At 36.9% G+C, this 19,640-nt stretch carries 21 protein-coding genes and 1 tRNA gene; 7 read left to right on the forward strand and 15 right to left on the reverse strand.

Going from position 1 to position 19,640, the window contains the following annotated elements:
• Nucleotides 1-37: 37 nt before the first annotated feature.
• From infB to DQM45_RS08335, 10 genes are all read right to left on the reverse strand, one after another.
• Nucleotides 38-2,908: a translation initiation factor IF-2 gene (gene infB, locus DQM45_RS08290; RefSeq protein WP_003083503.1), complete on the reverse strand. Its 2,871-nt coding sequence runs from the start codon at nucleotides 2,906-2,908 to the stop codon at nucleotides 38-40.
• Between the two features lie 19 nt (nucleotides 2,909-2,927).
• A complete protein-coding gene (locus tag DQM45_RS08295; RefSeq protein WP_039984650.1) occupies nucleotides 2,928-3,230 on the reverse strand; it encodes a YlxQ-related RNA-binding protein in 303 nt (100 codons plus the stop codon).
• Nucleotides 3,223-3,519, reverse strand: coding sequence for an RNase P modulator RnpM (gene rnpM, locus DQM45_RS08300; protein WP_003084094.1), 297 nt, complete (start codon nucleotides 3,517-3,519; stop codon nucleotides 3,223-3,225). Before rnpM ends, DQM45_RS08295 begins: the two co-directional genes overlap by 8 nt.
• Nucleotides 3,520-3,534: 15 nt before the next feature.
• A complete protein-coding gene (gene nusA / locus DQM45_RS08305; protein ID WP_003084329.1) occupies nucleotides 3,535-4,689 on the reverse strand; it encodes a transcription termination factor NusA in 1,155 nt (384 codons plus the stop codon).
• A gap of 61 nt (nucleotides 4,690-4,750) precedes the next feature.
• Nucleotides 4,751-5,248 (reverse strand): ribosome maturation factor RimP, encoded by a 498-nt coding sequence (gene rimP / locus DQM45_RS08310; protein ID WP_167394855.1) that lies wholly within the window; start codon nucleotides 5,246-5,248, stop codon nucleotides 4,751-4,753.
• A 154-nt stretch (nucleotides 5,249-5,402) separates the two neighbouring features.
• Nucleotides 5,403-5,489, reverse strand: a tRNA-Ser gene (locus tag DQM45_RS08315).
• A gap of 33 nt (nucleotides 5,490-5,522) precedes the next feature.
• Nucleotides 5,523-6,158, reverse strand: coding sequence for a tRNA (guanosine(46)-N7)-methyltransferase TrmB (trmB, locus tag DQM45_RS08320; RefSeq protein ID WP_003085540.1), 636 nt, complete (start codon nucleotides 6,156-6,158; stop codon nucleotides 5,523-5,525).
• A complete protein-coding gene (gene ccrZ, locus DQM45_RS08325) occupies nucleotides 6,158-6,949 on the reverse strand; it encodes a cell cycle regulator CcrZ (protein ID WP_003084957.1) in 792 nt (263 codons plus the stop codon). Before ccrZ ends, trmB begins: the two co-directional genes overlap by 1 nt.
• A gap of 60 nt (nucleotides 6,950-7,009) precedes the next feature.
• Complete coding sequence (locus DQM45_RS08330; protein ID WP_003085379.1) at nucleotides 7,010-8,044, reverse strand: ABC transporter permease; 1,035 nt, start codon at nucleotides 8,042-8,044, stop codon at nucleotides 7,010-7,012.
• Nucleotides 8,045-8,046: 2 nt separating this feature from the next.
• The gene (locus tag DQM45_RS08335; protein ID WP_003085185.1) at nucleotides 8,047-8,772 is read right to left on the reverse strand and encodes an ABC transporter ATP-binding protein; all 726 of its coding nucleotides are present in this window, start codon (nucleotides 8,770-8,772) and stop codon (nucleotides 8,047-8,049) included.
• 435 nt (nucleotides 8,773-9,207) lie between these two features.
• On the opposite strand from DQM45_RS08335, the gene DQM45_RS08340 reads away from it, so the two are divergent.
• Together DQM45_RS08340 and DQM45_RS08345 are read left to right on the forward strand one after the other, a co-directional pair.
• Nucleotides 9,208-9,627, forward strand: a complete 420-nt coding sequence (locus DQM45_RS08340; protein WP_003082804.1) for an HIT family protein — start codon at nucleotides 9,208-9,210, stop codon at nucleotides 9,625-9,627.
• Nucleotides 9,624-9,908: a hypothetical protein gene (locus DQM45_RS08345; RefSeq protein ID WP_003084563.1), complete on the forward strand. Its 285-nt coding sequence runs from the start codon at nucleotides 9,624-9,626 to the stop codon at nucleotides 9,906-9,908. Before DQM45_RS08340 ends, DQM45_RS08345 begins: the two co-directional genes overlap by 4 nt.
• Nucleotides 9,909-9,980: 72 nt before the next feature.
• Here the strand turns inward: DQM45_RS08345 and lytR are convergent, their stop codons facing one another.
• The 4 genes from lytR to DQM45_RS08365 all read right to left on the reverse strand — a co-directional run bounded on the left by lytR (nucleotide 9,981) and on the right by DQM45_RS08365 (nucleotide 13,794).
• A complete protein-coding gene (gene lytR / locus DQM45_RS08350) occupies nucleotides 9,981-11,276 on the reverse strand; it encodes a glycopolymer--peptidoglycan transferase LytR (protein ID WP_003084213.1) in 1,296 nt (431 codons plus the stop codon).
• A gap of 7 nt (nucleotides 11,277-11,283) precedes the next feature.
• Nucleotides 11,284-11,808, reverse strand: a complete 525-nt coding sequence (locus tag DQM45_RS08355) for a GNAT family N-acetyltransferase (protein ID WP_003085921.1) — start codon at nucleotides 11,806-11,808, stop codon at nucleotides 11,284-11,286.
• The gene (gene tsaE / locus DQM45_RS08360) at nucleotides 11,801-12,244 is read right to left on the reverse strand and encodes a tRNA (adenosine(37)-N6)-threonylcarbamoyltransferase complex ATPase subunit type 1 TsaE (RefSeq protein ID WP_003083787.1); all 444 of its coding nucleotides are present in this window, start codon (nucleotides 12,242-12,244) and stop codon (nucleotides 11,801-11,803) included. The genes DQM45_RS08355 and tsaE overlap by 8 nt, the downstream gene beginning before the upstream one ends.
• A gap of 89 nt (nucleotides 12,245-12,333) precedes the next feature.
• Nucleotides 12,334-13,794, reverse strand: a complete 1,461-nt coding sequence (locus tag DQM45_RS08365; protein WP_003086041.1) for an NCS2 family permease — start codon at nucleotides 13,792-13,794, stop codon at nucleotides 12,334-12,336.
• A 249-nt stretch (nucleotides 13,795-14,043) separates the two neighbouring features.
• On the opposite strand from DQM45_RS08365, the gene DQM45_RS08370 reads away from it, so the two are divergent.
• The 5 genes from DQM45_RS08370 (at nucleotide 14,044) to DQM45_RS08390 (ending at nucleotide 18,536) form a co-directional block, all read left to right on the forward strand.
• On the forward strand, nucleotides 14,044-14,856 hold the full coding sequence (locus DQM45_RS08370) for a Cof-type HAD-IIB family hydrolase (protein ID WP_003084187.1): 813 nt from the start codon (nucleotides 14,044-14,046) through the stop codon (nucleotides 14,854-14,856).
• 373 nt (nucleotides 14,857-15,229) lie between these two features.
• A complete protein-coding gene (locus tag DQM45_RS08375; RefSeq protein WP_003085239.1) occupies nucleotides 15,230-16,219 on the forward strand; it encodes a mannose/fructose/sorbose PTS transporter subunit IIA in 990 nt (329 codons plus the stop codon).
• 119 nt (nucleotides 16,220-16,338) lie between these two features.
• Nucleotides 16,339-17,151 (forward strand): PTS mannose/fructose/sorbose transporter subunit IIC, encoded by an 813-nt coding sequence (locus DQM45_RS08380; protein ID WP_003085252.1) that lies wholly within the window; start codon nucleotides 16,339-16,341, stop codon nucleotides 17,149-17,151.
• Between the two features lie 13 nt (nucleotides 17,152-17,164).
• Nucleotides 17,165-18,076, forward strand: a complete 912-nt coding sequence (locus DQM45_RS08385; RefSeq protein WP_003083270.1) for a PTS system mannose/fructose/sorbose family transporter subunit IID — start codon at nucleotides 17,165-17,167, stop codon at nucleotides 18,074-18,076.
• A 94-nt stretch (nucleotides 18,077-18,170) separates the two neighbouring features.
• Entirely contained in the window at nucleotides 18,171-18,536 is a 366-nt protein-coding gene (locus DQM45_RS08390; protein WP_003084671.1) for a DUF956 family protein, read from the forward strand.
• 24 nt (nucleotides 18,537-18,560) lie between these two features.
• Here DQM45_RS08390 and DQM45_RS08395 read toward each other — a convergent pair whose 3' ends face one another.
• Complete coding sequence (locus DQM45_RS08395; protein WP_003082635.1) at nucleotides 18,561-19,634, reverse strand: acyltransferase; 1,074 nt, start codon at nucleotides 19,632-19,634, stop codon at nucleotides 18,561-18,563.
• Between the last annotated feature and the right edge of the window lie 6 nt (nucleotides 19,635-19,640).

Consider the following 19,640-nt stretch of genomic DNA (forward strand, 5'->3'; position numbering starts at 1 on the left):
CCCTAGTAATCAAGTCATTCATCATTGTTAGGTTATTTTACTTTCTAACAATTTCTTCCATGATATAAGCTTCAAGTGTGTCATCAACTTGGAGGTCGTTATAGTTTTCAATCATTAACCCACCTTCTTGAGCATTACCAACTTCTTTAACATCATCCTTATAATGTTTCAAGCTAGCAATTTTGCCATCGAAAACAACCACGCTATCACGGATAACACGAACACTAGAGTCGCGTGTTATTTTACCATTGATAACCATGAATCCACCAATTGTTCCAACTTTAGATACCTTAAAGGTTTCACGAACAATAGCTTCCCCAAGAATTTTTTCTTTGAAGACTGGATCCAGTTTACCTTTCATCGCTTCTTCTACTTCTTCAATAACTTTGTAGATAATGCTATGAAGTCGAATTTCAACTTCATCTGATTCAGCTTGTTGACGTGCTTGTGGAGTAGGGCGAACATTGAAACCAATAATAACAGCATTTGAAGCTTCAGCTAAAGTAACATCAGATTCATTGATCGCACCTACAGCTGAATGAACAACATTAACACGGACACCTTCAACCTCTATTTTGAGGAGTGAAGCTGCTAAGGCTTCTACTGAACCTTGAACATCTGCTTTAATAATTACGTTAACTGTCTTAATTTCACCTGCTTTAAGAGTATCAAATAAATTATCAAGACTGACACGTTGCGTATTTTGACGCTGTTTAAGGAGAGCACGTTTGGCACGCTCTTCACCTGCTGCTCGAGCTGCTTTTTCATCTTCATAGACAGCAAAGTGATCGCCAGCCATAGGTGTTTCATTTAAACCTGTAATAGAAACAGGTGTTGATGGAAGGGCTGATTTTACACGACGACCAAGATCATTTGCCATAGCACGGACACGACCAAAGGTGTTACCGATAACGATTGGATCTTGAACGTGTAGTGTCCCTTGTTGAACAAGAAGGGTTGCTACAGCACCTTTTCCTTTATCAAGTCTTGCTTCAATAACAGTACCAATAGCTCTTACTGTTGGATCTGCCTTCAGCTCTTCAACTTCAGCAACTAAAAGAATTGTTTCCAGTAAAACATCAATATTCTTATTGAATTTAGCTGAAATCTCAACAAATTCACAGTCACCACCCCAGGCTGTGGAAATAATACCATATTCAGCCAGCTCAGCAATCACACGTTCTGGATTAGCACCCGGTTTATCAATTTTGTTGATAGCAACAATAATCGGAACTTGTGCAGCTTTAGAGTGGTTAATTGCTTCGACTGTTTGTGGCATAACGCCGTCATCTGCCGCAACAATTAAGATAGTGATATCAGTAACTGAAGCCCCACGTGCACGCATACTAGTAAAGGCAGCATGTCCAGGTGTATCCAAGAAGGTAATTTTCTTACCAGCTTCTTCGATTTGATAGGCTCCTATATGTTGGGTAATTCCCCCTGCTTCACCAGTAGCTACCCGTGAATTACGCAAGGTATCTAATAAGGTTGTTTTACCATGGTCAACGTGCCCCATGATGGTTACAACCGGTGCCCTTTCAACAAGATTCTCTGGATTAAGGTAAGAGTCATCCTCAAAGAATCGTTCGATATCAGCATCATCAATCTCAACTTTAGCCTTTGCTTCAATACCATAATCAACCATTAATAATTCAATGGTATCGCCATCTAGAGATTGATTTTGGGTTGCCATTACCCCCATCATAAATAGTTTTTTAACGATTTCTGCTGGTTCACGTTTAATCCGTTTTGCTATATCGGCAACTGTCATACCCTCAGTATATTCAAACTCTTTTGGTAATTCATGGAATTTACGCTCAGTTACTGGTTTTGGAGCGACGCTATTATTCCTGTTATTTTTGCCTTTTTTAGGTTTTTTGTTCCAGTTACTATTTCTTTGATTTCTCACTTGGTTCTGATTATTCCAACTCTTTTTATTTTGTTTTGGTCCATTGTCATGACCTTGATTAGCGTCATTGACTTTTTCAAGACGTCCCTTTTTACGACGTTTATCAACAGGCTTAGGAGTAGTAGTTACGACCTCAGGTGTAACTCTTTCAGCTGTTGTTACTTTGGCTTGCTCAGCTGCTTTTTTCGCAGCCGCTTCAGCTTCCTTTTCAGCTAAACGACGTGCTTCTTCTTGAGCAATTCGAGCTTGCCGTTTAGCTTCTTCTTGAGCACGAAATTGATTTTCACGCTGCTTGGTATACTCAGCATTTTGTTCAGCCTTTAGAGCAGCTGCCCGTGCTTTAAAATCAATTTTAGGAGCCGGTGCCTGTTGTTGAACCCGATTTTGTTGCTGCCTATTATCTTTAAAACGATCATTTGAGCGATTAGGTGTTGTTGTCGGACGATTATTGTCACGGTTGCCAAATTGACGGTTATCTTGTTGATTTCCAGATTGATTTGGTTTACCTTCAAATCGACGTTCCCTATTCTGGTGTTGACCTTTACTAGCAAATCGATCATTTTGTTGACCATTGTTGCGATTGTTAGAACGGCGATCATTAGAACGATTTTGTTTTCCTTCTTGTTGACGCGCAGCTTGTTCTTTTGCCCTAGCCTCCCGCTCAGCTTTAAAGTTACGACTTTTTGGCCTTGCATGAGCAGGATTAACAGGTGCACTTGACCCAACTTCTTCACTCTTAGAGGTCGTAGCGACTACTTTCTCTTCAGATTTTTGTATTTGAGCCGGCCTTGAGTCTGTTTTTACTTCTTCTTTGGTTACTGACTGTGTGGTCGTTTGGGATGTGCCTGCAAAACTTGAAGCAATTTTACTTGCTATTGATTCATCAACGCTAGAAGCATGACTTTTGACATCTAATCCAAGTTCTTTTGCTTTTTCAACAACTTCTTTACTTGTTTTACCAATCTCTTTGGCAATTTCATGTAATCTTTTCTTTGACAATTTGTGTCCTCCTATTCGTCTATTCCATAAGAGTCCTCATTTTCTTTGAAAATCCAGCATCCGCTATGGCAACCACTTTTCGCGCTTTACCAAGAGCAGAACTTAATTCCAGTGCATTTAACACTGTGGAGACTTCTACATTATAATACTTACTTTTATCTGTAATCTTTTTAGTTACATTTGGTCCGGCATCGTTTGCTAGAAAAACAAGCTGAACGTTTTGATTTTGAATGGCTTTAACAACCAATTCTTCCCCAGAAACAACTTTTCCAGCTCGTTGCGCTAGACCAATGAGATTAGCCAATCTTTCTAAATTATTCAAGGCCTAACTCTCTTCTTTTAACTTTGTGTTCTACATAAGCTATCAATTCATCATAAAAACTTTCAGGTACATCAATGGCAAAATTACGATTAAAGACTTGTTTCTTTTTAGCCATAATTGCTTCCTGATTATCAAGCTTAATATAGGCTCCGCGACCATTTTTCTTACCTGTTGGATCTATAAAAATATCACCTTCCTTGGTTTTTACAACGCGAAGCAAATCTCTTTTATCAATAATTTCGCCCGAAACTAATGACTTACGTAAAGGTATTTTTTTTACTTTAGGCATAAAACACCTCTTTTCTTATTCTTCCTCAGTCGCTGGTAAAACTTGTTCTACTTCTTCTGAAGTGTTGACGTGTTCCTGTTCAGTTTCTAGTGCATCATATTCACTAGCTGATTTAATATCAATACGATAACCCGTTAAATGGGCTGCTAAGCGAACATTTTGACCCCTACGTCCAATTGCAAGAGATAATTTACTATCAGGTACCACAACTGTTGCACGTTTACTATCTATTTCATCAAAAAGAACCATATCAACTTCAGCGGGAGCAATCGCATTATAGATAAATTCTGCTGGATCGTCTACCCATTGAATCACATCAATGTTTTCTTCTACTGGAATTTCAATTCCTGTCTTGGCATCGTAACGTTTCGGATGAAATTTACTAATAACTTTTTTGATGTTACTTCCACCACGCCCTACAATGGTTCCGATGGCGTCAACGTTTGGATTATGACTTCTTACAGCTACCTTTGTCCGATCACCAGCTTCACGTGAGACACTCATGATCTCCACCGTGCCATCAAACACTTCTGGAATTTCTTGTTCCATGATGCGTTTGATAAATTCTGGGTGACTCCTACTTACAAAAACATTAACACCTTTCGGATTATTTTCAACTTTATAAACATAGACTTCAATACGGTCATGAGATTTGAAAGTTTCTCCTGGAATTTGATCTTGGTGTGATAGCTGCGCTTCAAGTGATCCTAAATTCACATAAATGAAACGTTGATCAAAACGTTCAACTGTCCCTGTCATGATTTCACCTTCATGCTCTTTATATTCATTGTAGGTGATTTCACGCATTTGGCGACGCATTTTTTCCATAATCGTTTGCTTAGCAGATTGTGCTGCAACACGACCAAATTCAGCTACCGATTCTTCAAAACGAATTTTATCTCCTAATTCATATGCGGAACTGATAGCTAAGGCATCGCTTAAGCTAATTTCTAAACGACTATCAAAAACTTCTTCGACAACTTCACGGACTGAAAAGACCTGAAAGTCACCAGTTTTTTCATTAAACTCAATCACACACGACTCTGATTGACCATAACGTCTCTTATAAGCAGACTTTAAAGATTCTGTAACGGCTTCAATAATATCGTCCTTGTTAATGTGTTTTTCTTCTTCCAAAATACGGAAGGCTTCTAGCATTTCTTTGCTCATAATCTGTGATGCTCTGCAATTCCTTGCAAAAGCAAAATTCCTTTCTTACTTTTAAAATCAGTTAAAGTTTAACTGCCAAACGTGCTTTAGCAACTGTCTGGTATGGGATATCTACTACTTTGTGACGAGTCTTATCTAAATAATCAATCGTTAAGGTTTTCCCATCAAAAGATATCAAATCTCCTTGAAAAACCTTGACTTTATCAATAGCCTTATAAAGGCTAACATTCACATAGGAACCTACCGCCTTTTCAATAGCTTCCTTGGTCTTGAGTGGTCTTTCCAACCCAGGACTAGATACCTCTAACATATACTGGTCTGGAAAGGGATCCGGAGAAATCTGATCTAAAAGTGGACTAATAATCTCCGTCAACTCAGTAGTATCTTCAACCGTAATACCACCTTCTTTGTCAACCAGAATGCTTAGGATATAGTCACTCCCCATTTTTTCATATTCTACATCAACAAGTTCAAACGGCGACTTGATAACTGGGGATACTGTCTCCGTAACAGTATCGATAATATGTTGATTAGCGATAACAATGCCCTCCTTTACTATAATTGCATAAAGGAAAATTCCTTTATCGGACAAAATGTCAATACAAAAGTGGCGAGATATTTCTCACCACCTTTCTATATTTGTTATTCCCATTATACCACAATCCTTCGACATAGCAAGCCTAAAGCCTAAACTTTCTCAAAAGTTAATTCAAAGGAGAGGAGGGGATTCGAACCCCCGAGCCCCGTTAAGGACTACACGCTTTCCAAGCGTGCGCACTCGGCCACTATGCGACCTCTCCATTTGAGAAGTTGATATCAACTTCCAAAACATATTAAAATTGAGCTTCCACTCTGTATATCACTTGCCCCTTTTGAGCAAACTTAGCTTCGTACTCAGTCATGACATTTCCTTCATAATCACTAGCATGTAAATCTAACCAAACCTGCTTTAAAGTCATCCCATACTGAGAAAAGCTAGCTAAGCTATATTCAAATAAGCCACGATTATCTGTTTTAAAATGAAGTTGTCCTTGAGGAGGAAGAATAGTTTGATAAGTCTTAAGGAAATCCTTATAAGTCAGTCGACGTTTCTCATGTCTGGATTTTGGCCAAGGATCTGAAAAGTTAAGATAGAGTAGACTAATCTCTCCATCATTGAAATAGTTAGTCAAACTAGAGCCATCCACTCGCAACAAACGTACATTTGGAACATCTGCCTCTAATACTTTATCTAAAGCATAACTTAAAACCGATAATTGAATATCAATTCCAATATAGTTAATGTCTGGATTTTGTTTAGCCATACCAGTGATAAAGCCACCTTTTCCTGAACCAACTTCAATGTGGATAGGATTAGTATTGCCAAATACTTCTTGCCAACGACCTTTGGCAACTTCAGGTTCTAATATAACATATTGTGGGTGATTTTCCAAGTGCTCCTCAGCACCTTTTCGTTTTCGAACTCGCATTATAACTTTCTAAAACTTTCTTTAAATTTACGGAGGGCGTAAATTTCCTGATTCACATGTTCCATATCACGTTTGTCAAAGCATCTTAAGATCTGAGTCAAGTAAGAAAGTTGACCATACCAGAAGATTTTACTCATCACTTTTTCGTTATTTTTATAGCCGTAGTAAGATAACCACTCTGACCACCGTGATCTTGGAATATAATGACTCAATAAATAAGCCACATCATACATCCGATCTGTTAAACGTACTGAATCCCAGTCACACAAGTAAATCATACCACTCGTTGTGATAACCCAGTTGCTGTGCTTAATATCACCATGAACAATAGTAGCTATGTCAGCTCTAAATTCTGGCAGACTTCTTTTAAGTTCTTTGACTACACCTTGCAAGTAAGAATTTTGTTGAATTTGCAAAGGGGCATTTCGTTCAAAGTCGGCCACTAAATCATAGGGATTTTCAATTTTGTAATTAAGCTGTAACAGTTGATTGACTAGTTGTTTTGACTTATGTAGCCTCAATAATATATGGATAATTTGCTTACTATTCATGTCCTGACGCGAAAGAATACGGCCATCTAACCATTCTTGCGCACTCATCATATCACCATTCCCCATGCGTTTTGCCCAAAGTAATTGCGGTGCAATTTGTTCTTTAGACAAGGCTGGCAAAATTGGAGTAGTGTTCAACTTAATAAAAACACTATCACCATTGGGGTAGGTTCCTTTGTAAGCTTTTCCACTTTTTCCGCGTAAGGGCGTCAAGGTTAAATCATCTTCTGTTATTGTCATACTATCGCCCTCCTTTTCTATTTCAAATCAGTTATCCCTATTTTACTTGTTTTAGATAACTTAGTCAATTATGTTCTTCAGCTTATAAGGGATATAAACTAGAGTTAAAAAGAGCATTATAATAGTTACTCCTCCTAAAATGATTAGTTCATGACAAAAAATAACTTGGAGTAGGAAGGCAAAAGCTGATAAGTATCTTAGAAAGAGTAATAAATTCTTTTTTTTCAGTTCCTTAGTCTTAGGATAAAGCTGAGCCATAAAATAATAATTATAATGATGATATAAAGCTAGAAGCTGGAAGAATAATAAATAGTTCCACACGAGAGCTAGAGTCAAAGCTAGATAAGAATTCTTTATTAGACTTAGACTCAGACAGCTCAAGATAATTAGTCTAAGAAATAGACCTAAATAATCTGAACTTCTCAAAAAAGCCCGTGCATAGAGGTTTAACCATAGATTATCACTCTTTTTAGGGAAGATAGCCAATAAGAAATTGAGATATCTTCTATTTTTAAACTTACTAGAAAGTCCTTTGACCGTTGTGAAAAGAGCATAAAATTTTAAGACCCCCTGCTGACGTTCTAATTCATAAGCAATAGCCTTATCCCAATCCAGATGCCCTTCTACCAACAATGTATCAACTTTATATTTTTGGACAATCCACTTCAGGCTAGCAAACAAAGCTAAGACACCTAAAAAGGTCACTACACCAAATCCCAACTTAAGGAATAATGGGTATAAGAGTAATAAAAGAAGGCCACCTACTCCCGTCCAAGTATAGAAGGAACGCCTACCACTTCCTTTAAGATGCTTGACGACATAAGTTTCTTGACAAAGAAGGAAGTGTTGATCTGCCGGCTCAAGATAGGTAGCGGGTTTTCCAAAACCTAAGAGAAACAGAAATAAAACCATTACAATAAGTATAATCGGGAAACGGTTCTCAGGGAGATGATTGAGCAATTGACTATATTGATAAAGAATATAACCTAACAAGAAAACTAAAACCAAAACAAAGTGATCATTTAAAACATAAGGGAGATATTTACGGTGCAAGGCTAAGAAGGCTAACCGACGTTGCTTAAAAAGTTGTCTCATCTTTATACCTCAGTTGTTAACGCTAAATAGATATCATTCAAACTGGCTTTTGGATTTCCAAAAGTTGCTCGTAAATCAGATAGAGTTCCTTGAGCTCTTATCTCTCCCTGGTGTAGAATTACAAAAGAATCACACATTTTTTCTGCTGAATCAAGGACATGAGTGCTCATTAAAATAGACTTCCCTTTTCCTTTTTCAACTTCTAAATAAGCAATTAAATCCGAGATAGCTAAAGGATCAAGTCCCAAGAAAGGTTCATCTAAAATGAAGAGACTAGGATCAATAATAAAAGCACAAATAATCATTACCTTTTGTTTCATTCCTTTTGAAAACTGGCTTGGATACCAATCTAATCGGTCTAACAAACGATAAGTTTTAAGTAGAGGCTGTGCACGTTCAAAAGCGTCTGAAACCTCTATATCATAAGCCATAGCTATCGTTTCAATATGTTCTGCCAAAGTCAATTCTTCATATAAACTTGGTGTTTCTGGAATAAATCCAATTTTTTTACGATAAGCAGCTGGGTCTTCTTCCAAGCTTAGCCCATCAATTTTTATTGTGCCCTTATAAGGTCTTAAAAGTCCGATAATTTCCTTAATAGTAGTTGATTTCCCAGCGCCATTTAAACCTATTAAACCTACTAACTGGCCGTCATCAACTGAGAAAGTAATATCTTTCAGAACAGGAATATTAATATATCCCCCTGTTAAATTTTCGATTTTCAGCATGTTAACTCTTTCTAAATAATAGCTTTTAATGCCTTCTATTATAACAAATTATAGATAAGAAAGTGAAGCAAATCAGTTAATTGCTTCTATAAGAATTATCATAAACCTAATAACAACACACACTACAGCTAATTTCTTCCCGAAAAATAAAGATTCCGACAATTTTGAAGCTTATCATTATAAGAATCCACATCCGATTATTCTCTTATCTTATTTTGATTGAAGTGCTTTCAAAAAAAAGGTAAAATGTAAAAAGGAGGATTGACAATGTTTAAATGGTTCAAAGTTTCAATTATTTTTTTACTTACTTTTTGGACGGGACTTATTGGTAAATCTTGTAAGAAAGTCCAGTAAACTTTCATTTAAAGCATTTATCCCCATAATCAAAAGTAGATTAAAAATAGCTATAGAATCTAAAGAAGGGTAGTAAGCATTATGAATGATTGTATTTTTTGTAAAATAATAAATGGAGATATTCCCTCGTCAAAAGTTTATGAAGATGACGATGTCTTAGCATTTTTAGATATTTCCCAGGCCACCCCTGGACACACTCTCCTCATTCCTAAAGAACATGTCCGCAATGTCCTTGACATGAGTGCAGAAACTGCCAGCAAAACCTTCGCTCGTTTACCAAAACTTGCAAGAGCTGTTCAAAAAGCCACCGATGCTACTGCAATGAATATTGTTAATAACAACGAGGAGTTAGCAGGACAAACTGTTTTCCATGCACACATTCACTTAGTCCCTCGCTATAGCGAAAATGACGGTCTTTCTATTAAATACACTGTACATGACCCTGACTTTGAACACCTAGCACAGCTTGCTGCCAAAATAAAAAAGGAGGTTAACGAATGAAAATCAAACCCTTCTTGATAGGAGGATTGGCTTCCTATATTGCTTATATGACCTATCAGAATAAAGAAAAAATTATTTCCAATCTAAGCAAGGTAAAAGAAACCAAAGACAAGATTCAGTTAGATTTAAATAGTATCAAAGCAAATCTGAAACTTATTCAATCCGAAGCTGAAAAAATTCAAACAATTAGTGACGACTTGACTTATAAGTTAAGAGTCTTTAACCAAGAGACACAACCCAAAATCAATCAAATCAAAGAACGCATGGAAAAATATCAATAACTTTTGATAGCATTAGTAAAAAAGCAAGACCTCTTCCGTTAGGTCTTGCTTTTTTATTGCGTCGGTGTAAGGCTAGTTCCCCCCATTCGGTGCAGGAGAGACTGGATTTACTGGTTCAGTAGTTGCCCCTGTATTAGCAGGAAGACTACCTGAATTTGCAGTTCCTCCTGTTACCGAGCTATTTGTAGAACCAGGAACCGTTGAAGGAATGCTTTCTGAAGGAACACCCGTACTAAAATTATTTGGAGTTGAATAGTACGAACTATTATTATTTACTTGGCCTGAATATTGACCCTCAGATTGTGTATTCTCTTCAGAACTAGCTTCTGCTTTAGCTTTCGAACTTCCTTCAAGACCATATAACTCTTCGTAAGTCACTGCACTCGTTTTGAGTTCTGTGATTTCACTTAAGCCCAGTTGACGACGAATCCGATTTTGAATAGCCAATAAGTGGTCTTCCTTAACAATTTGATAAGAACCACCATCTGCTAAGGTAGCATCCTCACCTTTCAACTGATAAGAATGGATTCTTTTCAAGGCATCGGCATAGCCAAGTAAAGCCGGAATAGTTTGTGATGAAATTTCGATGTTAGTTTGCATGTTATTGCTAACCGCATGTAAAATTTTTCGATAAGAACTGATACTATTTAAGGCTAGAATTTTCTTAATGACCTTTTGAATAACTAATCGCTGACGTTTTTGTCGGCCATAATCCCCTTCAGGATCATCATAACGCATCCGAGCATAAACAAGGGCTTGCTCCCCATTTACTTTATGAGTGCCTGGCTGAACTTTTGCCTGATACTCCGGTTCATTCTCAGAGATTGAAATCGGAAAATCAAATTCATTTGTAACTGTAATACCACCCACAGCATCAACCAAATCAATAAGTCCTTGCATGTTTATTTGAACATACTTATCAATCTTGATGTTCAATAAATCCTGAACTGTCATGATAGCCATCTGAGCCCCGCCAGAAGCATATGCAGCATTGAGTTTAGCCTCTGCTCCATTCATATCATTTGAGTCTGGACCGGAAAGTTTTATTAAAATATCTCTTTCCAAACTAGTCATAGTTGTTTTTTTAGTTTCAGGATTTATAGTCACCAAAATCATCGAGTCACTATTACCTGACCACTTGGACTTACGCTCAGATGAGCCGGTATCAACCCCCATTAATAAAATAGAAAAAGGCTTAGTTTGCTTGATAACATCAGTTTTCTTATCAGAGGTATTGAAATCTTTAAAGGTTTTTGCTAGTTCACCGGTAGAAAAATTATAAGCACTAGTTGCATACACGCCTATTGCTATAAGAGTCGTACAGATGATTGTTAAAATCATCAAAAATATTTTTTTTCCAATTTTCATTTATTATTTAATCTTCCAGAATTTTTCCCATAAGGTAAACATCCTGAAATTCTCCATCTTTCGTTTTAACAGCTAATTTTCTTTTCCCTTCAATCCTAAAACCAAACTTTTCATAAATATGGATGGCTTTTTGATTCCTAACCTGAACCTGGAGTTCAATTTTTTTAAGCAATCCCATTTCTCTTATCCAGTCTAGGGCGAGCTCAATTAAATCTTGCCCTAAACCATAACCTTGATAGGCTTCACTAACAATGATAAATAGGTCACCAATATGAGCTGTTTCCTCCAGTTGACTATTGGAAATATTCAAGAGACCTATCAATTTTTGATTAACTTTAACGACTAGACAGAGTTCTAGTACGCTTTCTGTTTGACTCGCCAAAAGAAATTGCAACTGCTCTAGGGAGGCCTTTTTAAAGACTTCTACTTCTGAGATAAAGGACGTTTCTTGAGCAACCTGGTTCATTAAATTGATGATAGCTTCAGCATCCTCAGCTCGAGCTTCTTCGATAAGTACATTATCATTAGTCATTTTGCAAATCCTCAAGGAGTTGTTGAGACCGTTTTCCTTGTGCATGAAACTTCAATTGGCGTCCATTCGCGATTTTTTCGATGGTAATGGCTAAATAATCTTCAAAGTCAGCTAAGTTTAACAGATCGCCCCATTCAATAACCGTCACACCATTCCCATACACAAAATCATCTAAATCAATAGAATCCGAATCGTCACCAATTCGGTAGACATCTAAATGAAAAAGAGGCAACCGACCTTCATATTCTCTAACTATAGTATAAGTAGGACTTTTAATCATTTGGGCAATTCCTAAGCCTTTGGCAATCCCCTTAGTCAAAGTAGTTTTGCCAGCTCCTAAGTCCCCTGATAAAATTAACAAATCATTTTCTTTTAGTTTTTGGCCAAGTGCACAACCAAAAGTAATGAGCTCAGCTTCATCTTTAGTATAAAACATAAAGTCATTATATCAGAAAAGCATTTTACTTCCAAGTCCTATCCTATCTATTCTATTCGAAAAAAGCAGTCGTATTTACAACTGCTTTTTTAAAGAATAGCAAGTATAACAAAGTTAAGTATAAATAGGAAGCTTGCTCCCCATAAGATTGGATGAACCTCTCGGGCTTTGCCTTTAACTACTTTGACTAAACAGTAGAAGATAAATGCGCCAGCTATCCCATAGGAAATGGAATAACATAAGGCCATAAAAAAGGCGGCAAAAAAAGCTGGTAAAGCATCTTCAAAATTACTCCAATCCACATCTAAAAATGATGAAACCATCATAACACCAACAATAATGAGAGCTGGAGCAGTTGCTGCAGCAGGAACAATGCCCACTAATGGTAACAAAAGAATCGATAAGAGAAAACATACTGCTGTAGAAACTGCTGTCAAACCCGTTCTCCCACCTTCCGCAATACCTGCTGCAGACTCTACATAAGTCGTTGTATTTGAGGTTCCAAATAAAGCCCCAATTGATGTCCCTATAGCATCAGCAAACAAGGCACGATCCATCTTAGACGAAAAGCCAGTGCTATTTTCTAAAGCAGCTTCATCTTCTGCTGAAAAAATCCCTGTACGACGTCCCGTACCAATGAAGGTCCCTATAGTATCAAATGTATCTGATAAGGAAAATGCAAAAATTGTCATAAGAACAAGCGGCAGACGGCTAGAATCCTTAAATAAGTTTGTCAAGCCACCAACTGCTGCCAAGAAGGTTGTCCCTAACTCATTAAAGGCTTGGCCAATATGATTGCCCCCAAGATCAATAGCTGATAAATCAACAACACCTAATGGAATCCCTATCAATGTTGTTGCAATAATACCCAACAAAATGGCTCCACGAACATTCTTAATAACCAATACAGTCATTAAAAGTAAACCAAAGACAGCTAAAAGAACACTTGGTTCTGTAAATGTAGAGATGGCTGGAACCACGCCACCGTTAGCACTTAGCGATAAGATTCCATGCGCAAATGTTTTAGCACTTGTTTTAGCAGGCTCTATGCCATTAACGGCAACAATATTTTGAGCGGACAAGGAAAAATTGATGATATTCGCATTTTTAAATCCCAAATAAGCTACAAAGACACCAATTCCTCCACCAATAGCATGCTGCAAACTGAGCGGAATAGCTTTAATAATACTTTTGCGCACCTTGGTTACCGTAATAAAAATGTTAAACAGACCACAAATAAAAACCATTGCTAAAGCCTCTTGCCAAGAAAAGCCAAGCCCAAAAACAACAGTATAAGTAAAAAAGGCATTTAAGCCCATACCAGGTGCCAAGGCATACGGTACGTTCGCAAACAAGCCCATAATTAAAGTAGAAGTTACTGCTGCAAGAATTGTTGCAAGGAAGACAGCTTTAGTTGGCATACCTGCTGCTCCTAGAATACTCGGATTGACAAACAAAATATAAGACATTGCAAAAAAGGTTGTTAGGCCTGCAATTATCTCAGTAGAGACACTTGTAGCATTCTCTCTTAATTTAAAAAATGTATCCATAATTAATCGGATTCTCCTTATTTTCTAGATAATACAAAAAATCAAAAAAGGCTTCATTAATGTCACTTAGCCTTGTTTAATTAATGATTTTTATTATAAACGACAAGATCATGGTAACATCAAACCAATTAAAACTCAAACATTTTTATAAAAAAATATTTTAATGTTCGTTTTTTATTAAAACAGAAAGAGACTTTTAACCTTCCGATAATACTATGGTTTTTTTGCTTTTTTTGATATACTTTTAGCATGACTAAAAAAATAATTGCCCTTGATTTAGATGGAACTTTACTCCATCATGATAATACTATTTCAGAGTATACAAAAAAAGTTCTTCAAAAAGTGGAAAAAAAAGGTCACCAAGTTGTTATCTCTACTGGACGTCCTTATCGAATGGCCTTAGATTACTATCTTCAATTACAACTCAAAACTCCCATGATTACATTCAATGGTTCTCTAACTCATATACCTGAACAAAAATGGAAATATGAACATAATGTTACTCTGAACCGAAAATACCTCCTTGATATATTAAAACTCCAAGAAGATTTCCAAATGGATTTTATTGCTAGTGAATATCGCAAAAACTTCTACATTACCTTAAACAATAGAGACAAGATTGATCCTCAATTATTTGGAGTAGAGGCAATTACAGATGATATGCAACTTATTGAAAATAAGATTACACGGGATCCAAATGCACTATTAATGCAAACACATCATCAAGATAAGATTGCTTTGGCTAAAAATATGCGTGCATTTTTCAAAGATGAGATTGAAGTTAACTCCTGGGGTGGCCCCTTAAATATCCTTGAAATCTCTCCTAAAAATGTTAATAAAGCATACGCTCTCAATTACCTTCTTAATCTCTTTAATAAGGAAAGAAAAGACCTCATTGCCTTTGGAGATGAACAAAACGATACAGAGATGCTTGCTTACGCAGGCAAAGGCTATGCCATGAAAAATGCGAACGATCTCTTGCTACCTTATGCCGATGAACAAATTGAATGGTCTAACGAAGAAGATGGAGTAGCAAGAAAATTAGAGGCGCTTTTCTTATAGTTGAAAACGAAACCACTTTCTTTATCGGAAAGTTGGTTTTTTTCGTGATATTTTCTCAGTTATCAGCCTTCGTTTTCATATTTCCACACCGCTTCCAAGCCTTTTTCTTGTAGCTATCATCTCCTTAAGGTTAAGATAATAACAATACTTCAAAGATGGTGATTTTATCTCATATTTCACGGTATTTTTCCTATATTTATAATTAATTTGGAAAAAGTATTGCTTTTTCATTGAAAACGTTTTAAAATAGAGACGTTCTTGAATTTCGTTTAAATGGAAAAGGATTGCCAACTGTCAGACAAAAATAACAGTTGGAAGGAGATTATTCTTTTTCATTTTAGCGAAAAAATTTTTAAAAGGAGGAAGAACAAGAATGGGTATCGGTATTATTATTGCCAGCCACGGTAAATTTGCTGAAGGTATTCATCAATCTGGTTCTATGATTTTTGGCGAACAAGAGAAAGTTCAAGTTGTAACTTTTATGCCAAATGAAGGACCTGATGATTTATATGCACACTTCAACAATGCTATCGCTCAATTTGATACTGATGATGAAGTACTTGTACTAGCTGACCTTTGGAGTGGATCTCCATTTAACCAGGCTAGTCGCGTTATGGGAGAAAATCCTGAACGTAAAATGGCTATCATCACAGGTCTTAACTTGCCAATGCTTATTCAAGCCTATACTGAGCGTATGATGGACGCTAATGCAGGTGTTGAACAAGTTGCCGCTAATATTATTAAAGAATCTAAAGAGGGAGTCAAAGCTCTACCAGAAGAGCTCAATCCAGCTGAGGTTGTCGCTAGTCCAGTAGCTGCCCCAGTTGTGAAAGGTTCAATTCCAGAAGGTACTGTCATTGGTGATGGTAAACTTAAAATTAACCTTGCTCGTATCGATACTCGCTTATTACACGGTCAAGTTGCGACAGCTTGGACACCAGCTTCTAAAGCAAACCGTATCATCGTTGCGTCAGATACTGTTGCTAAAGACGATCTACGTAAACAATTGATTAAACAAGCCGCACCTGGTGGTATCAAAGCAAATGTTGTTCCTATTAAAAAACTAACTGAAGTTGCGAAAGATCCTCGCTTTGGTAATACTCAAGCTCTGATCTTATTTGAAACTGTTCAAGACGCCCTACGCGCCGTTGAAGGTGGTGTAGAGATTAAAGAATTGAACGTTGGTTCAATGGCTCATTCAACAGGTAAAACAATGGTTAACAACGTTCTTTCAATGGATAAAGATGATGTTGCTGCTTTTGAAAAACTTCAAGAATTAGGCGTTCAGTTTGATGTCCGTAAAGTTCCAAACGATTCTAAAAAGAATCTATTTGATCTTATTAAAAAAGCAAATGTTAAATAAGATAGTTTAGGACAATAAAGTCGAAACCTATCTATTATATCTATATTAAATCGATGAATTCTGTCTGTTACTTTTATATTAAGACAGTCTCTCTATTTACACTTCGAAAGGATAAGAAAATGTCAGATATTTCAATTATTTCTGCTATCTTGGTCGTTGTGGTTGCCTTCTTCGCAGGTATGGAAGGTATTCTTGACCAATTTCAATTCCACCAACCACTTGTCGCTTGTACACTTATCGGTCTCGTAACTGGTAATCTAGAAGCTGGCGTTATGCTTGGTGGCTCATTACAAATGATTGCTCTAGGTTGGGCAAATATTGGAGCTGCAGTTGCACCAGATGCAGCACTCGCATCTGTCGCTGCTGCTATTATCATGGTAAAAGGTGGAAACTTTACTACCCAAGGAATCGCAGTTGCAACAGCAACAGCAATTCCTTTGGCCGTTGCTGGACTTTTCCTAACCATGATTGTTCGTACACTATCAGTTGCCTTAGCCCATACTGCTGATAATGCAGCAAAAGATGGTAACATCGCCGGTGTTGAACGTGCCCACTTTATCGCATTACTTATGCAAGGTCTTCGTATCGCGATTCCCGCAGCCCTATTAATCGCTATTCCTGCACACGCCGTAAAAGATGCCCTTAATTTGATGCCAGATTGGTTAAATGGTGGTATGGCTGTTGGTGGTGGCATGGTTGTTGCCGTAGGTTATGCTATGGTTATCAACATGATGGCTACTCGTGAAGTATGGCCTTTCTTCGCTCTTGGTTTCGCTTTTGCTGCTTTGAGCAATTTAACTCTTATCGCTCTTGGTACTATCGGTGTTGCAATGGCCTTCATCTACCTAAACCTTTCAAAACAAGGTGGTAATGGTGGATCAGGTAACGGTGGATCAAATGATCCAATCGGCGATATCCTTGAAGACTACTAGAAAGGGGCCCACAATGACTGAACAAATTAAATTATCAAAATCCGATCGTCAGAAAGTATGGTGGCGTTCACAATTCTTACAAGGTTCTTGGAACTACGAACGTATGCAAAATTTAGGTTGGGCATATGCACTAATTCCAGCTATTAAAAAACTATACACAACAAAAGAAGATCAATCTGCTGCACTTGCACGTCACCTTGAATTCTTTAACACTCATCCATATGTTGCTGCTCCAATCATGGGGGTTACTTTAGCACTTGAAGAAGAAAGAGCTAATGGAACTGATATTGATGACGCAGCTATTCAAGGGGTTAAGATTGGTATGATGGGACCTTTGGCCGGTATCGGTGATCCCGTCTTCTGGTTTACAGTTCGCCCAATCTTAGGTGCTCTTGGTGCTTCTCTAGCATCATCTGGTAATATTGTTGGTCCTCTATTATTCTTCTTTGGATGGAACATCATTCGTATGGCCTTCTTATGGTATACTCAAGAGTTTGGTTATAAAGCTGGTTCTGAAATCACTAAAGACATGTCAGGTGGAATCCTTCAAGATATCACAAAAGGTGCTTCAATCCTTGGTATGTTCATTCTTGCCGTGTTGGTAGAACGTTGGGTATCCATTAAATTTACAGTTGGACTGCCATCTAAACTTCTATCAAAAGGTGCTTATGTTGAGTTCCCTAAAGGAAATATCAACGGAGCTGAATTAAAAGGAATCCTTGGTCAAGCACTCAATGGTATGAGCCTTGATAAATATCAAGAACAATCACTTCAAGGACAACTTGATTCACTTATTCCTGGATTAATGGGACTTGCCCTTACATTCCTATGTATGTGGTTGCTGAAGAAAAAAGTTTCACCAATCACAATCATTATCGCTTTGTTTGCTGTTGGTATCCTTGCTCGTGTACTACATATCATGTAATAACGACAAAACCTGGGATTTTTATCTCAGGTTTTTATCTTTACTATTAATATATGCTATAATAGCTATAGTCTTTTTAGAAGGGGTTAGATTAATGGCTAAATCCATGAATAGTTCAGTCATCTTACAAACTAAAGCTGTCTCATACCTTGGTATGGGAGGTAAAGTCGGGAAAATTTTAATTGGTGATAAAGCATTTGAGTTTTATAGCGATAAAAATGTAGAAGACTATATTCAAATTCCTTGGACCTCCATAAATCAAATTGGAGCTAATGTTTCAAGAAAAAAAATTAGTCGCCATTTTGAGATTTTTACGGATAAAGGTAAATTTTTATTTGCTTCTAAAGATTCGGGAAAGATTTTAAAAGTTGCTAGAGAAAAAATCGGAAATGAAAAGGTTGTTAGATTACCAACACTCATTCAAACGATTATCGCTAGATGGTTTAGACGAAAAAAATAAACTGACTTCTTTCAGTTTATTTTTTTATTTATCAAAAGGTAATTTACGATCAATCCACTCCATTAAGTAATTGACTCTTAAGCATTTAAAAAGGTAGATGCGACTTTTTTCAACGAAAAAGGCACACATATAAATGAGGCAACTTGCTCCTAATATTAAAAATGGATAAATAAAAATAGGTGCGTTAATAAATGGTTCTGCAAAATCACGTATGACAAACTTTACTAATAAGGGGTGCAAATGTGCTAGATAAACGCCTAGCGTAGTGGGGGCTACTAGTACAATAAAAGCATGAAGCTTGTGTTGCTCAGATATAGTCATCTTTGCAAAAATTATAAATAAACAAATAGCTCCTAAACTGAGACTTGGAGATACATACCAGTACCAAATATTCCCAACAATAAACTTCATAAAATAAGTAACTACCATCGATATGAAATAAACAAGCAGCAACTTGTAAGTACTAAATCGTTTCAGATCTAATCGATGTAGGTATGCACCCAAAATATACAGAATAAGCAACCAGGTCATCTCAAATCCCTTACTCAATGAAAACTCGGCAACACGATTATTCATCATAGCAGGTAAGATAGAAAATACTATAGCAATCAAAATAACGAGATTTCGCAACTGGTTATTTGACAATGCTTTGAGTCCACTGTTAATCATTGGCATAAAAATAAGTAAGCCAAAATAAGCAGACATATACCAATATTGGCCACTAACAATTGGGAAAAAAGCTTGACGCCAATTTAATAAGGTTACTGGGAATCCGGCTAAGGAAAATAATAACGTAATAGTAAAAGTATAGAAGAAAACCTGCAACCAAATATTGGCTAATTTTGAATATCGATATTTTGAATTTACTCCTACGTAACCACTAATCAAAGCATAACAATTAACTGCTCCATATACTAAAACCTGAATGACCCATGTAACAATAAAATAAGAGTCTGCTTGTCCATCAACTTCCGATCTAAGGCCACCTTTTCCTAATACGTGAGTCACAACAATCATAAACATGGAAATAATTCGTAATAAATCCAAGCCATAGTGATGTGTTCGACTTTCTTTTTTCATTTTTGTAGTCATAGCCATATTTTA

The sequence above is a fragment of the Streptococcus porcinus genome (assembly GCF_900475415.1).
Lineage (GTDB): Bacteria > Bacillota > Bacilli > Lactobacillales > Streptococcaceae > Streptococcus > Streptococcus porcinus.